The following is a 13,890-nucleotide window of genomic DNA, read 5'->3' as shown; positions in this document are numbered from 1 at the left end:
GGGAACCGAGGCATGACCGCCGCCGCCGCGCGCAATCCTGCCGCGCTCGAACAGACGATCCAGATCTTGAAGCAGTTGCTGGGCGAGCGGCTGTCGACCTCGGCGGCGGTGCGCGAGCAACACGGCCGCGACGAATCCTACCACGCGGCGGTCGCCCCCGACGCGGTCGCCTTTGCCCGGTCGACCGAGGAGGTGAGCGAGATCGTAAAGGTCTGCGCGCGGCACATGGTGCCGGTCATTCCCTTCGGCACCGGGACCTCGCTCGAAGGCCATGTCGCGGCCCTTCATGGCGGCGTCTCGCTTGACGTTTCGCAGATGAACGAGGTACTGCGGGTCGGCGCGGAAGACCTCGATTGCACGGTCCAACCCGGTGTGACGCGCAAGCAACTCAACGAATATCTTCGTGATACCGGTCTGTTCTTTCCGATCGATCCCGGTGCCGACGCGTCGATCGGCGGCATGACCGCGACCCGCGCCTCGGGCACCAACGCCGTGCGCTACGGGACCATGCGCGAAAACGTCCTGGCGCTGGAGGCGGTGCTCGCCGACGGACGCGTCATCCGGACTTCGAATCGGGCCCGCAAGTCGTCGGCCGGGTACGACCTGACGCGGCTTTTCGTCGGCTCCGAGGGAACCCTCGGGGTGATCACCGAGGTCACCCTGCGGCTCTATGGGATACCGGAGGCGATTTCGTCCGCGGTCTGCTCGTTCCCCGATCTGGGAGATGCGGTCAATGCGGTCATCCTGACCATCCAGTCGGGTATCCCGATCGCCCGCATCGAATTGCTCGACGACGTCCAGATGGACGCCATCAATCGGTACGCGGGCCTCGATTATCCGGTCCAGACGACTCTGTTTCTCGAGTTTCACGGCAGCGACGCGAGCGTCGCCGAACAGGCGGAGAGCGTGCAATCCATCGCCGCCGAATTCGGCGGTGGCGACTTCCAATGGACGACCCGTGTCGAGGAGCGCAACAAACTGTGGCAGGCCCGCCACGACGCCGCCTATGCGTGCAAGGCCCTCCGCCCCGAAGGATCGGTTTGGGCCACCGACGTGTGCGTGCCGATTTCGCGCCTTGCCGAGTGCATCGTCGAGACCAAGCGCGACATCATCGACAACGATCTGATCGCGCCCCTGGTCGGTCATGTCGGCGACGGCAACTTTCACCTCGTCTTCGTCGTCGATCACAACGATGCCGACGAGGTGCGGCGGGCCAAGGCGGTCAACGAGCGCATGATCATGCGGGCCTTGGCGATGGACGGGACCTGCACCGGCGAGCACGGCATCGGCTACGGCAAGATGGACTTCCTGGTTGCCGAACACGGCGAAGCGGTGACCGTCATGCGATCGATCAAACGCGCGCTCGACCCCGACAACATCATGAATCCCGGCAAGATCGTCCGCGTCTAGGCTGGCGGGCGGGGGGATTCCACCCGCCGATTCGTTCAGCCGCGGTTCATTTTGGCCGGCTAAGGTCGGTATTTTCCCACGGATGCGCTTTGCCAGGGCGATCCGTCTTGTGTAAGACGCCTTCGAATGCCTATCTAAAGACATAATGAGCCTATCTTTAGGACGAAATCGTGCCTCCCTCGCCGCGTCGGGGGCGCTCCGCGGGGTCAGAGCTTGATTCAATGCGTGTAGACCCAAACGACAGGTTGGTCGTCGAGACCACCGAAGAAAAGAAACCGAAGAAGCGTGCCAAGCGTCCGCGCCGGGAGCGGCGGCGCAAGACCGGCGGCGCGGTTCGCGTGCTGTTTGGCCTTCTCGGCCTGCTGATCCTGATCGCGATCGGAGCATTGGTCGCGCCGAGCTTTATCGACTGGAACGAATACAAGGACGTCATCACCGCGCGGATCGAAAAGGAGACCGGGCGGCGCATGGTCATCGACGGCAACATCGCCCTGAACCTGCTGCCGGCACCGGCGCTGGCGGTCGAGGACGTGCGTCTGGCCAATTTGAAAGGCGCTTCGGCGGCCAATATGATGACCTTGAAATCGCTCCGCGTGCGGGTCGCGCTGGCACCGTTGCTGCAGGGCGAGGTCCAGGTCGAATCGATTGCTTTGGTCGAACCGGTGATCGAGCTGGAGCGACTCCACGATGGGCGGGTCAACTGGGCATTCGGCGAGCCCGCGCCCGGTGTCGCGGACGACGATGCGAGCGGACCAAGCCTGCCCCCGTTCAAGCTCGACAGCTTTACCATCGAGGACGGTACGGTCGTCTATCAGGACACGGCGGCGGGCACGATCGAAGCGATCGAGAATCTCAACGCCGAGATATCCGCGGCATCCCTGACCGGCCCGTTCAAGGCCAAGGGAACGCTCTCCGCCCGCGAAATGCCATTGGCCATCGATCTGCAGACCGGCGATGTCAGCGGGGCGGGTCCGGTGCCGATCTCGTTGTCGCTCCAGGTTCCCGGCTCGGAAGCCACGGCGCGGTTCAACGGCACCCTCGATATGGGCGCCGACGGACCTGACCTTGGTGGCAAGTTCGACGGCGCGGGGCAGAGCCTCGACAAACTGATTGTCGCCGTCGGCGGTAGTGCGACACCGGCGCTGGCGCAGCCGTTCGCCGTACGTGGCGATATCAGCGTCGGCGAAGACGCCTTTCGGCTGACCGACCTCACCGTCGAGTTTGGCGAGGATCGCGGCACCGGCCAGATCGCCGTCGGCTTCGGCGAAACCATGGTCGCCGAGGTCGCGCTGCGGTTGAACACGTTCGACGCCGATTCCTGGGTCGCCGTGATCGCCGACGGACAGCCCGCAGACGAAGAACCGGCCGAAGCGTCCGCGGCATTGGCGCTTCCCGCCAATATCAGTGGCGCCATCGATCTTTCGGTCGGCGCCCTGCGCTATAACGGCGGACAGTTCCGCGACGCCAAGCTGATCGCCACACTGGCCGACGCAACCGTGACCGTATCCGAGCTGTCCGCGGCCGGACCCGGAGATTCCAAATTGCGGTTCGCGGGGCGCCTTGCGACCGCTGACGGCGGACCGCAATACAAAGGGCGCCTGATCGCTTCGGCGACCAATCTCCGCAGTATCACCGATTGGTTTGAAGTGCCGGTGACCGGCGTGCCGGCGAACCGGCTGCGGTCGTTCGCGCTCAAGACGGACATCGAAGGCGGCACCGAAACGGTCAGCCTATCGGACATCGAGCTGCGGGTCGACGCCACCACGATTACCGGCGGCATCAATGCCGCCCTGGGCGCGCGTCCCGGAATCGGCGTGGCGCTGAACGTCGATAAGATCAACATCGACGACTATTTGGTGCCGACCGACGATGCGGCCGCGGCCGCCGACGATGATGATGCCACCGGCAGCGAGGCGCTGACGGCCTTCGACGCCAACGTGAAGCTCAATGTCGGCAGCCTGACCTACAACAAGACGGCGGTGCGCGGTCTCGACCTCGAAGCGAGATTGGCCGACGGTGCGATTACCGTCAGCAAGATCGCAGCGAAGGACGTCGCCGGTGCCCGCGCCGCGTTCGACGGCCAGATCGTCGGCTTGCCGGAGGCGCCACAAGCCAAGGGCCGGTTCAATCTCGAAGCCCAGTCACTCGATGGCGTGGCTCGTCTTGCGGCGCTCGACCTGCCGGTGGCGCCCAAGGATCTCGGGCCGACCAGCGCGGCGGGCAACATCGACTACGCCGGCGACGGGGTTGCGCTCGACGCCGACATATCGACCGCCGGCGGGAAGTGGAAGATATCCGGTACGTTGGCCAATCTGGGTACCTCGCCGACTTACGATTTGGGTCTCGATCTGTCGCATCCCGACCTCGCCCGACTCGCCGCTCTCGCGGCCCTTTCGCTGCCTCCGGCGGTGAACGACTTGGGCGCGGTCGCGGTCGACGGCAAGGTCGAGGGCGGTACCGACAAGGTCGCGCTGGATGTCGACATTTCAGCCGGCGGCGGCAACACCAAGGTCAAGGGCACGGTGTCGGGCCTGACGGGGACGCCGGCATACGATCTTGCCATCGCGACCGCACTGCCCGACGCCACCTTGCCGTTGAGCCTCGCCGGCATCGAGACCACCGACGCGTCCGCCGCACTGGGCGCCTTCGGCCTCGACGGTACCGTCAAGAGCCTCGATGGCGGCGTCGAAATGGATCTCTCGGCCAAATTGGGCAAGGGCGGTCTCGATGCCAAGGGGCGTCTAACCGGGATCGATACGAGCCCGCGCTATGTCGGTAATCTGTCGGCGCGGCACCCCGACCTGCGCGCGCTATTGGCGGCCTTGTCGCCCGGCTTCGAATCGCCGGCGCAGGATCTTGGAACGCTCGGCCTCGGCCTCACCGCGGACGCATCGGCCGAGGTCATCGATCTTTCGCAACTCAAAGGCAACCTCGGTCCGATCGATTTCGACGGCGCCATCGAGGTCGTCATGACCGGGCCGCGGCCGCGGGTGACGGGCAATTTGGCGACCGGGGTAATTCCCCTCGACTTGTTCGCCGGCGGTGACGATTCTGCGGACGGCGGTGAACGCTGGTCGCGCGAACCGTTCGATTTTTCGGCCCTCAAGACCGTGGACGGCGAACTGTCGCTGACGCCGAAGGGGGTGGTCTTCGGACCCTATCGGATCGATGAGCCGACGCTTCTGGTAACCATCAACAACGGGACGCTGTCGATTCCGGAGTTCAACGGCGGCCTTTTCGGCGGTCGCATGACGATGGTCGCGCGCTTGGCGCAGCAATCGCCGGTTCAAACCGCGCTCAATCTTACCATTCGTGACGCCAATCTGGCGCGTGCGCTCAAGGCGCAAGGACAGGCGCTGCTCAAGCGCGGCGTCCTCGACCTCGATGTCAATCTCAGCGGCGCCGGCATTAGCCAGTTCGACCTGATTTCGAGCCTCGACGGCACCGGTCGGCTCCATGTCGGCGATGGTATCGTCGACGGCATCGATATCGCCAAGGTCGACCGGCAACTCGCCGGCTTGAACAGCGGCAGCGGCGAGAACCTGATCGCGGCGTTGCAGAGCACGGCCGGGCTTGTCGGCCTCGTGGGGTCGGCCTTCGTCGGCGGCGAAACCGCCTTTTCCAATCTGTCGGGCAATTTCGCCGTGCGCGACGGTGTCGTGACCAGCGACGACGTCAGCCTGATCGCCAATGGCGGCATCGGCGTCGCCACCCTCACCGCGGACTTGCCGCGATGGGTCATGAACGCCAACGCCAGATTCAATTTCGCTTCGCTTCCCGATGTCCCGGTCGGGGTCAGCATGACCGGGCCGATCGACAATCCGCAAAACTCTTATGAGACCGCCGCCTTGCAGAAATATATGCTGGAGCGCGCGGGGACCGGTGTCGGCGGATTGTTGCAGAATATTCCCGGTGCCGGTGCCTCGACAACCGGCGCCGGCGGGCTCATCCAGGCGCTGCCGGGCGCCGTTTCCGGCGAATCCGGTGGTGTCGGCGGTTTGATCCAGGCGTTACCCGGCGTGACCGGCAATACGCCCGCCGTCGGCACCGGGTCGGGCTCGGGAACCGGTCTCGGCATTGGCGATATTATCCAGGGCACATTGCCCATCGCCCCACCGCCGACGCTGGCCCCCGAAGCGCCGGTTACGGCGGTGCCGGAGACGATTATCATCGAAGGCGACGGGTCGACCTCGCCCGGACTGCCGGGCAGCCCATCGCTGCTGACGCCGGTACCGCTGACCCCGGCTCCGGCGCCGGCCGAGCCGCAGACGACAACGATCGTTCCAGCTCCCGCCGCGACACCGCCGCCGGAGACCCAGCCACAGGGCACTTTCGGAGCCATTATCGACAACGTCATCCGGCCGGCCCCGCTGCCCGCGCCAGAGGCTCAGAATGCGCCGGGTGCTGCGCCCGGTGCGCCGGCGCCACAGCCGGCCCCGCAGGGCGGCGGGTTCAGCATCGAAAGCATCATCCAGAACCTCGGCAACTAGAGATCAGCCGCCGGTCGAATGCTCGCGGTGGAAGCGGGGGACCCGCAATGCTGTTCATGGTCATCGAAAGTTTCCGTAACCGCGGCGCGCGGGAGGTCTATCGCCGGTTCGACGAACAGGGCCGATTGATGCCGCCCGGGCTGGAATATCGCGGCAGCTGGGTTGCCGCCGATCTCGGCCGCTGCTTTCAGCTCATGGAGTGCGGTGACGTGGCTTTGCTTCACGAGTGGGTCGCGCAATGGTCCGATCTGATCGAGTTCGAAATCATCCCCGTGACCTCGGGGGACGTTGCCGCGGCCGCCCTCCGCCGCCTCGATACCCAAGGGGAGGACGCTTAGCCGCTCCCGCGGTCGATGCGGCGGCGCAGTTCGTTCAGCACGTAGACCCGGATGGCGCTGGACAGGTTGCCGGTCCGGTCGGCATCGATTTCGGCGATCAATGTGGCCACCGAAATCGCGCGCGCCGCGGCGATATCCTTGAGTTCACTCCAAAACGCCTGTTCGAGCGAAACGCTGGTCGGATGACCGGCGATCATCACCGAGCGTTTCTGCACCGCGCCTTTCACTCGTTGGGTCTCACCATGTCGGCCGGCCGCACCCAGGCGTCGAACTGTTCTTCGGTGACCAGGCCGAGCGCGACACCGGCGGCTTTGAGCGTAATGCCGTCGGCATGGGCCTTCTTGGCGATCTTGGCCGCGTTGTCGTAACCGATATGGGGATTGAGCGCCGTCACCAGCATCAGCGATTGGTGCATGAGGTGCGCGATCCTTTTGCGGTCCGCTTCGATGCCCAGCACGCAGTGGTCGGCCAGGCTGCGGGCGGCATCGGCGAGCAGCCGGATCGATTGCAGAACATTGTAGATGATCACCGGCTTGTAGACATTGAGTTCGAGATGTCCCTGGCTGCCGGCGACGGTGACCGCGACGTGATTGCCCATGACTTGCGCCGCGACCATGGTCGCCGCCTCGGCCTGGGTCGGGTTGACCTTGCCGGGCATGATCGACGACCCCGGCTCGTTGGCGGGCAGGACAAGTTCGCCGAGCCCGGATCGAGGCCCCGATCCGAGCAGGCGGATATCGTTGCCGATCTTCATCAACGCGGCGGCGAATGCGTTCAGATTTCCGGAGAGTTCGACTAGTGCATCGTGCGTGGCCAGCGCCTCGAACTTGTTCTCCGCCGAGGTGAATGGAATGCCGGTTAGCTGTGCGATTTCGTCCGCGATCGCGCTGTCGAATCCGGGTCGCGTGTTGAGACCGGTGCCGACCGCGGTGCCGCCCTGGGCCAGGGGATAGAGGCGCGGAAGGGTCGATTCGATGCGCGAGATGGCGTTCTCGACCTGCTTGGCATAGGCCGAGAACTCCTGGCCCAGCGTCAGCGGCGTTGCGTCCTGGAGATGGGTTCGTCCGATCTTGATGATATCGGCGAACGCGGTCGCCTTGGCGGTGAGCGCGCCGTGGAGGTGGCCCAGCGCCGGAAGCAGCAGTTGGTGCAATTCGCGCACCGTGGCAATGTGCATGACGGTGGGAAACGTGTCGTTCGACGACTGGCCCATGTTGACGTCGTCGTTCGGGTGCACCGGCTCCTTCGAGCCCATGCGTCCGTCAAGAATTTCGATGGCGCGGTTGGCGATGACCTCGTTGGCGTTCATGTTGGTCTGGGTGCCGGACCCGGTCTGCCAGACGACGAGCGGAAAATGCTCGTCGAGTTCCCCGTTCATGACTTCGCGTGCGGCTCTCTGGATCGCTTCCCCGTTCCGCTTATCGATCAGGCCCTCCGCCATGTTGACCGTCGCGGCGGCGAGCTTTTGTAAGCCGAGCGCGCGGATCACCGGGATCGGCATTTTTTCGCCGCCGATCTTGAAGTTCTGCAAGGAACGTTGGGTCTGCGCACCCCAGTAGCGGTCGGCCGGGACCTCGATCTCGCCGAGCGAATCGCTTTCGATGCGGTGTTTCATCGTGACTTGTTCGGGCATCGGGGGGCGCACATGTTCTCGGCCTCATGAAAAAACAATGCACCCGGCGCCGAATATGAGCGGCGCGAGCGGTCGTCGTTTGTGACCAACCTCACGGCGTCCCGGCGCTAGCGGGCTTTCTTGCGAGGCTTCTTTTTTGCCTTGGCCCGCCGCGCCGCGGCGATCGCCGATTCGACCCACGGCAAGAGGACTTCCGGTTCGTCGAGCGCGTCGCCGGGGACCGCGTAGTAGGACATCGTCATCGGCCGTCCCTTGGACTCATAGGCAAAGCGGTCCATGCCCGCATCTTCTAGGCTTGCGCGGTTTAGGTCATCGCCTTTGATGTAGAAACCGTCACCATCGACGATACCAAACATCGCGCCGTCGAGATAGATGCCGTGACCGCCGAACATGGCCCGCGCCGTAACCGGCCCGAGCGGGGCCAACTGCTCAAGCAGGAATTCGACGAATTCGTTTGGTTTCGCCATGGCCGATGTTTCCGTCATTGCATGGAAATAGGCTAACACTTGGCTCAAAGCGGGCAAATCAAATCGTCGTGGTTGGCTGTTTGAGCCCACGCATCCCGGTTCCCATCGACAGCCCGGGTCGCGAAAAGAGTCCAAACCGCAAACTGTTTGTGTACTCTATACTGTGGTGTTCCGGAGTTGGGCGGGTGGCAGGACGTGCGCGCAAAGAAGGTAGTTCGTAGGCTGGCCGCCATTTTGGCAACCGACATGGTTGGCTACAGCCGCCACATCGAGCGCGACGAGTCGGGCACGATTACGCGCCAGAAAAATCATTTCGAGGCGATCATGAATCCATCCATCTCGGAGCATGCCGGGCGGGTGGTAAAGTTGACCGGGGACGGTGCGCTGGTCGAATTCGGTAGCGCCGTCGATGCGGTTCATTGTGCCGTCGAAGTTCAGCAAGGGCTTGCCGAAAGCGAAGCAGCTGTTCCATCCGAGAGTCGGATTCTGTATCGGGTCGGCATCAATGTCGGCGATATTGTCATCGATGGCGACGACATTCTCGGCGACGGCGTCAATGTCGCTGCTCGCCTGGAGGCGCTCGCCGAACCCGGCGGTATTTGCATTTCCGGCACGGCCTATGACCAGGTTCACAACAAGGTCGATATGAAGTTCGCCGACCTCGGCGAGCAGCAGGTGAAAAATATTCAGGCCCCGGTGCGGGTTTATGCGGTTCGCGCCGAGGGCCTCGAAGGCGTCGACACCGGTCCACCCGCACCTCAGATTGACGGTGGGCCGAGACGGTCCGACAAACCGTCGATCGCGGTGCTCCCGCTGAACAACATGTCGGGTGATCCCGATCAGGAATTCTTCGCTGACGGTATCACCGAGGACATCATTACCGAGCTGTCGCGGTTTCGCGAGCTCTTCGTCATCTCGCGCAACTCGGCCTTCAAGTACAAGAACCAGCCGGTGAATATCGCGGAATTCGCGAAAACACTCGGCGTGCAATTCGTCGTCGAAGGCAGCGTGCGCAAGGCGGGCGATCGGGTGCGGGTAACGGTGCAGCTCATCGACGCCGAAACCGATGGCCATATCTGGGCCGAACGCTACGACCGTGAACTTAAGGATATCTTCGAAATCCAGGACGAGATTACATCGACGATCGTGGCGACATTGCCAGGCCGGCTCGAAGCCGCCACCCACGACCGGGTCAAACGCAAATTGACCGATAACATGGCCGCTTACGAGTGCCTCTTGACCGGCAAGATCCTTCATCACCGCAGCTCGAAGGAAACAAACGAGGAGGCGCTGCGGATACTCGACCGCGCCATCGAGCTCGACCCCAAATATGCCCATGCCCACGCCTGGAGGGCCTGCACGCTTGGACAATCCTGGGTCCACAATTGGTGCGCCGACCGCGACCAGACATGGGAGCAGATCGGGGCCGAGCTCAAACTGGCCCTGGCGCTCGATGACAACGACAGCGACGTGCATCGAATTTTGGCGGCGGTATGCGTGGCCCACGAGGAGCACGACAAGGCGGTCTACCACCAGGACCGCGCCCTGGCCCTCAATCCCAACGACGATCTGGTCGTCGTGCAGCAGGGTGAGATCCTGACCTGGATCGGGCAACCGGAGGAAGGGATCGAATGGATCCGCAAGGCCATGCGCCGAAACCCTTACCATCCGGAGCGCTACTGGGCTCATTTGGGCCGGGCACAATTCGTCGCGCGCCAATACGATCAGGCGATCAATGCGTTGCGGCACATCACCGCGCCCGACGAAACCCACCACGCCATCCTCGCCGCCAGCTTCGCCGAACTCGGCGATGCCGAGTCGGCATCGGCGCACGCCGATGAAATCCGCAAACTGATCCCCAAATTTTCAACCGATGTCTACCTCGAGACCCAGCATTACAAGCGAGACGAAGATCGCGCGCACCACCGCGATGCCATGTTGAAGGCCGGCCTTCGGCCTTGATGCCGGGAGCCCACCCGCACGGCACCCCAGCCTACAACAGGTGTTCGATCAGGATCGCGATGGCGAATACGATGAGAATGAGGCCCGTCGCCCACGACACGGCGCGTTGTATCGCCGGGTCGCCGAGCCAGCGCCGCGCTTGTTCGGTGGCCGCCCAGATCGCCACCTGCCAAATGACATTGACGCCGATCAGCGTGATCGCGAGCACGGTGAGCTGGAGCGGCACGTTGCCATTCGCGACGACCACGAAATTCGGCATCAGCGCGATGAACAATAGGATGACTTTCGGATTCAGGACGTTGGTGAGGATGGCGTCACGGCATCCGCGCCACGGTGTGATCGCATGCCCATTGACCCGGCCGGCGTCGACCGGCACGACACCGCCACGAAACGACTGAACCCCGAGCCAGGCAAGATAGGCCGCGCCGGCAAGCGCGACCGCGCCGAACAAGGGCGGCGACGAGGCGATCAGAACCGAGAGCCCGAGCACCGCCGCGGCGGTGTGAACGAGCAAGCCGAGCTGTACGCCAAGCACCGTGGCCAAACCGGTGCGATGCCCGGATATCATGGTGTTGCGCAGGATCAGCAACGTGTCCGGTCCCGGGGACATGACCAGGAGTATCGAGGCGGCGATGAAGGCCGCAAGAGTGGCCGTGTCTACGGGCATCGTGGCGGCGCTGCCTCAGGCCAACCGGATCATGCGCCGAGGCCGGCGACGAAGCCGCGGATCGCCGCCGCCGCGTCATCCCAGTTTTGGCCCTCGGTGCGGCCGGATTTCTTACGCGGCTTGAAACTGTGGTCGCCGTCGGCCAACCAGAAGACGCGAATCGAGGTGGCCAGCCGATAACCGGCCACCTCGTCCGGGGTGCCGAATGGATCGCGTTCACCCTGGCAGATCAGGGCCGGCGTCCGCAGGGCCGCCAGGTGATCGGTCCGTGTCCGTTCGGGCTTTCCAGGCGGGTGGAAGGGATAGCCGAGGCAAACCAACCCCGAAACGCCGGCCGAGTCGGCGACCATGCTGGCGATGCGCCCGCCCATCGACTTGCCGCCGATGACCAGCCGCTGCGGACCCAAGGCGCCGATCACGGAATGCCAGGTCTCGATCAGGACAGGCGCGCGATCGGGACCGCGCCGGAGACCGTCCCGTCGCCGCCCGGCCATATAGGGAAATTCGAACCGTGCGACCCGTAGTCCGGCCTCGGCGAGACGGTTCGCGACGTGCTCCATGAACGGCGAATCCATCGGCGCGCCGGCCCCATGAGCCAGTGCGATCGTCCAACCGGCACCGGCCGGACCGTCGAAGACGAATTCGGTCATGGTTCCGCGGCCAGCTTGTGCAGCCATGAGCGCACGCGCCGTTCGTTGACACCGAAATCGTCGTTTCCGTAGTGCGAACGGCTATAGATCGCGACCGTCGACGTGCCGTCGCGATTTTCGAACAGGCGCACGGTCATGGTGTCGGGGAAGGCGAATATCACCGAGGTTTCGCGGATGTCGTACTGGTCGTCAACCGGGTCGCTGGCGAGCAGGGTGATGGCGGGGAGCGCCGCCACCATTTCGAGGAATTTGACCCGCAATTCATCGACCGGGATGGCGAAGATCGGGCTTTCGATATCGGCGGCCGCCGCGCAGACCTCGGGCGGACAGGCGAGGAAGGTATTCGGCGTTGCCGGCAATTCGAGGGTCGTGAAATCGATGCTCTTCTGGTCCACCGGGCCAAAAAACAAGGCCAGCAATTCGGTCCGCCCGAAGATCGCGGCGGCGAGGATGTAGACGACGAATATGCCGATCAGGATTCGTCCAACTGCCCCCAATATCCGGCGCATGTCCTGCCTCCGCGCCCGCTCTAGATTGCGTCGAAGAAATCGTTGCCCTTGTCGTCGGTCACGATGAAAGCGGGGAAATCCTCGACGTCGATACGCCAGATCGCTTCCATGCCGAGTTCCGGATACTCGATGCACTCGACATTCTTGATGCAATCCTGGGCCAGTCGCGCCGCCGGGCCGCCGATCGAACCGAGATAGAAGCCGCCGTGGGATTTGCAGGCCTCGGTGACCTGGCGCGAGCGGTTGCCCTTGGCCAGCATGACCAACGAGCCGCCGGCGGCCTGGAACTGATCGACATAGGAATCCATGCGTCCCGCGGTGGTCGGGCCAAACGAACCCGAGGCGTAGCCTTCGGGTGTCTTGGCCGGGCCGGCGTAATAGACCGGATGGGCTTTGATGTAGGCGGGCAGGTCTTCGCCGGCGTCGAGCCGCGCCTTCAACTTGGCGTGGGCGAGGTCGCGGGCGACGATCATCGGACCGGTCAGTGATAGGCGGGTCTTGACCGGGTGCTTGGTCAGCGCGCCGAGGATGTCCGCCATCGGTCGGGTCAGGTCGAGGCGAACAACGTCGCTGCCGAGGATGTCGCCGGTGATTTCAGGCAGGTATTGTGCCGGATTGGCCTCGAGCTGCTCGAGGAACACGCCGTCACGGGTAATCTTGCCGAGTATCTGGCGGTCGGCGGAGCACGAGACGCCAAGCCCGATCGGCACCGAAGCACCGTGACGGGGCAGGCGGACAACCCGGACATCGTGGCAGAAATACTTGCCGCCGAACTGGGCGCCGATACCCATGGCCCGGGTCAGGTCGAGAACCTTTTCCTCCATCGCCAAATCACGGAAGGCTTGACCTTCGGCGCCGCCGGCGATCGGCAGCGTATCGAGATAGCGCGTACTGGCCAGCTTGACGGTCTTGAGATTGAGCTCGGCCGACGTGCCGCCGATGGCGATCGCGAGGTGGTAAGGCGGGCAGGCGGATGTCCCAAGGGTGCGAATCTTCTCGTCGAGGAACGAGATCAGCGAGTCTTCGTTCAAGACCGCCGGGGTCTGCTGGTAGAGGAACGTCTTGTTGGCGGAACCGCCGCCCTTGGCCATAAAGAGGAATTTGTAGGCATCGCCCACGGTGGCATAGATCTCGATCTGAGCCGGCAGGTTGGATCCGGTGTTCTTCTCCTCGAACATGGACAGCGGCGACACCTGGCTGTAGCGGAGGTGCGATTCGGTATAGGTGCGAAAGATGCCGCGTGCGATCGCCTCCTCGTCGCTGCCCGTGACCCAGACGTTGCGCCCCTTCTTGCCCATCACGATGGCGGTGCCGGTATCCTGGCACATCGGCAAGACGCCGCCGGCCGCGATGTTGGCATTCTTCAGAAGGTCGAGGGCGACGAAGCGGTCGTTGTCCGATGCCTCGGGATCGTCGAGGATGGCGCGCAACTGTCTCAAATGGCCGCTGCGCAACAGATGCGAGCAATCGCGAAAGGCCTCGCGGGTCAGCAGCGTTAGCGCCTCCGCATCGATTTTCAGCACCGGTTCGCCCTCGAAAACGGCCTCCGAGACGAAATCGGCGGTCAGCGTGCGATACGCGGTATCGTCCGCACCGAGCGGAAACATCTCGTGATAGGAAAAGCTGGGGCTATCGGGCATGAAATTGTCGGCAGTTGAGACTCACATTGAAATCCGGCGGCGGAAGAGAGTCCGAACGTCCCTCACACCTTGAAATGAAAACGGCGGCAATGCAATGCCGGGAGCCCCGAGCCGAAGAGGGCCG

The 13,890-nt window shown here is 63.9% G+C and carries 11 protein-coding genes; 4 read left to right on the top strand and 7 right to left on the bottom strand.

The genetic code is table 11. The features are described from left to right. Positions 1-12: 12 nt before the first annotated feature. The 3 genes from GY791_13135 to GY791_13125 all read left to right on the top strand — a co-directional run bounded on the left by GY791_13135 (position 13) and on the right by GY791_13125 (position 6,238). Positions 13-1,410: an FAD-binding protein gene (locus GY791_13135; GenBank protein ID MCP4329369.1), complete on the top strand. Its 1,398-nt coding sequence runs from the start codon at positions 13-15 to the stop codon at positions 1,408-1,410. A gap of 221 nt (positions 1,411-1,631) precedes the next feature. Next, complete coding sequence (locus GY791_13130) at positions 1,632-5,900, top strand: AsmA family protein (GenBank protein MCP4329368.1); 4,269 nt, start codon at positions 1,632-1,634, stop codon at positions 5,898-5,900. 47 nt (positions 5,901-5,947) lie between these two features. Next, on the top strand, positions 5,948-6,238 hold the full coding sequence (locus GY791_13125) for a DUF3303 domain-containing protein (GenBank protein MCP4329367.1): 291 nt from the start codon (positions 5,948-5,950) through the stop codon (positions 6,236-6,238). Here the strand turns inward: GY791_13125 and GY791_13120 are convergent. The 3 genes from GY791_13120 to GY791_13110 form a co-directional block, all read right to left on the bottom strand. Beyond that, positions 6,235-6,435, bottom strand: a complete 201-nt coding sequence (locus tag GY791_13120; GenBank protein MCP4329366.1) for a ribbon-helix-helix domain-containing protein — start codon at positions 6,433-6,435, stop codon at positions 6,235-6,237. The genes GY791_13125 and GY791_13120 overlap by 4 nt on opposite strands. A 26-nt stretch (positions 6,436-6,461) precedes the next feature. Then, entirely contained in the window at positions 6,462-7,871 is a 1,410-nt protein-coding gene (fumC, locus tag GY791_13115; protein ID MCP4329365.1) for a class II fumarate hydratase, read from the bottom strand. A 107-nt stretch (positions 7,872-7,978) separates the two neighbouring features. Further along, entirely contained in the window at positions 7,979-8,338 is a 360-nt protein-coding gene (locus tag GY791_13110; GenBank protein MCP4329364.1) for a TfoX/Sxy family protein, read from the bottom strand. A gap of 246 nt (positions 8,339-8,584) precedes the next feature. Between GY791_13110 and GY791_13105 the strand changes: the two genes are divergently transcribed. Further along, positions 8,585-10,300 (top strand): adenylate/guanylate cyclase domain-containing protein, encoded by a 1,716-nt coding sequence (locus GY791_13105; GenBank protein MCP4329363.1) that lies wholly within the window; start codon positions 8,585-8,587, stop codon positions 10,298-10,300. A gap of 31 nt (positions 10,301-10,331) precedes the next feature. Here GY791_13105 and GY791_13100 read toward each other — a convergent pair whose 3' ends face one another. From GY791_13100 to GY791_13085, 4 genes are read right to left on the bottom strand one after another with little or no spacing between them, the layout of a single operon-like run. Continuing rightward, entirely contained in the window at positions 10,332-10,967 is a 636-nt protein-coding gene (locus tag GY791_13100; GenBank protein ID MCP4329362.1) for a LysE family translocator, read from the bottom strand. A gap of 29 nt (positions 10,968-10,996) precedes the next feature. Beyond that, positions 10,997-11,617: an alpha/beta hydrolase gene (locus GY791_13095; protein MCP4329361.1), complete on the bottom strand. Its 621-nt coding sequence runs from the start codon at positions 11,615-11,617 to the stop codon at positions 10,997-10,999. Then, positions 11,614-12,126 carry a DUF1499 domain-containing protein gene (locus GY791_13090; GenBank protein MCP4329360.1) on the bottom strand — a complete coding sequence of 171 codons (513 nt, stop codon included), beginning with the start codon at positions 12,124-12,126 and terminating at the stop codon, positions 11,614-11,616. Before GY791_13090 ends, GY791_13095 begins: the two co-directional genes overlap by 4 nt. A gap of 20 nt (positions 12,127-12,146) precedes the next feature. Next, entirely contained in the window at positions 12,147-13,766 is a 1,620-nt protein-coding gene (locus GY791_13085) for a fumarate hydratase (GenBank protein ID MCP4329359.1), read from the bottom strand. Between the last annotated feature and the right edge of the window lie 124 nt (positions 13,767-13,890).

This window comes from Alphaproteobacteria bacterium, from assembly GCA_024244705.1.
In the GTDB taxonomy this organism is placed as follows: domain Bacteria; phylum Pseudomonadota; class Alphaproteobacteria; order JAAEOK01; family JAAEOK01; genus JAAEOK01.
The sequence above is the reverse complement of the archived record's forward strand: the minus strand, read 5'-3'. Positions and strand labels throughout refer to the sequence as shown.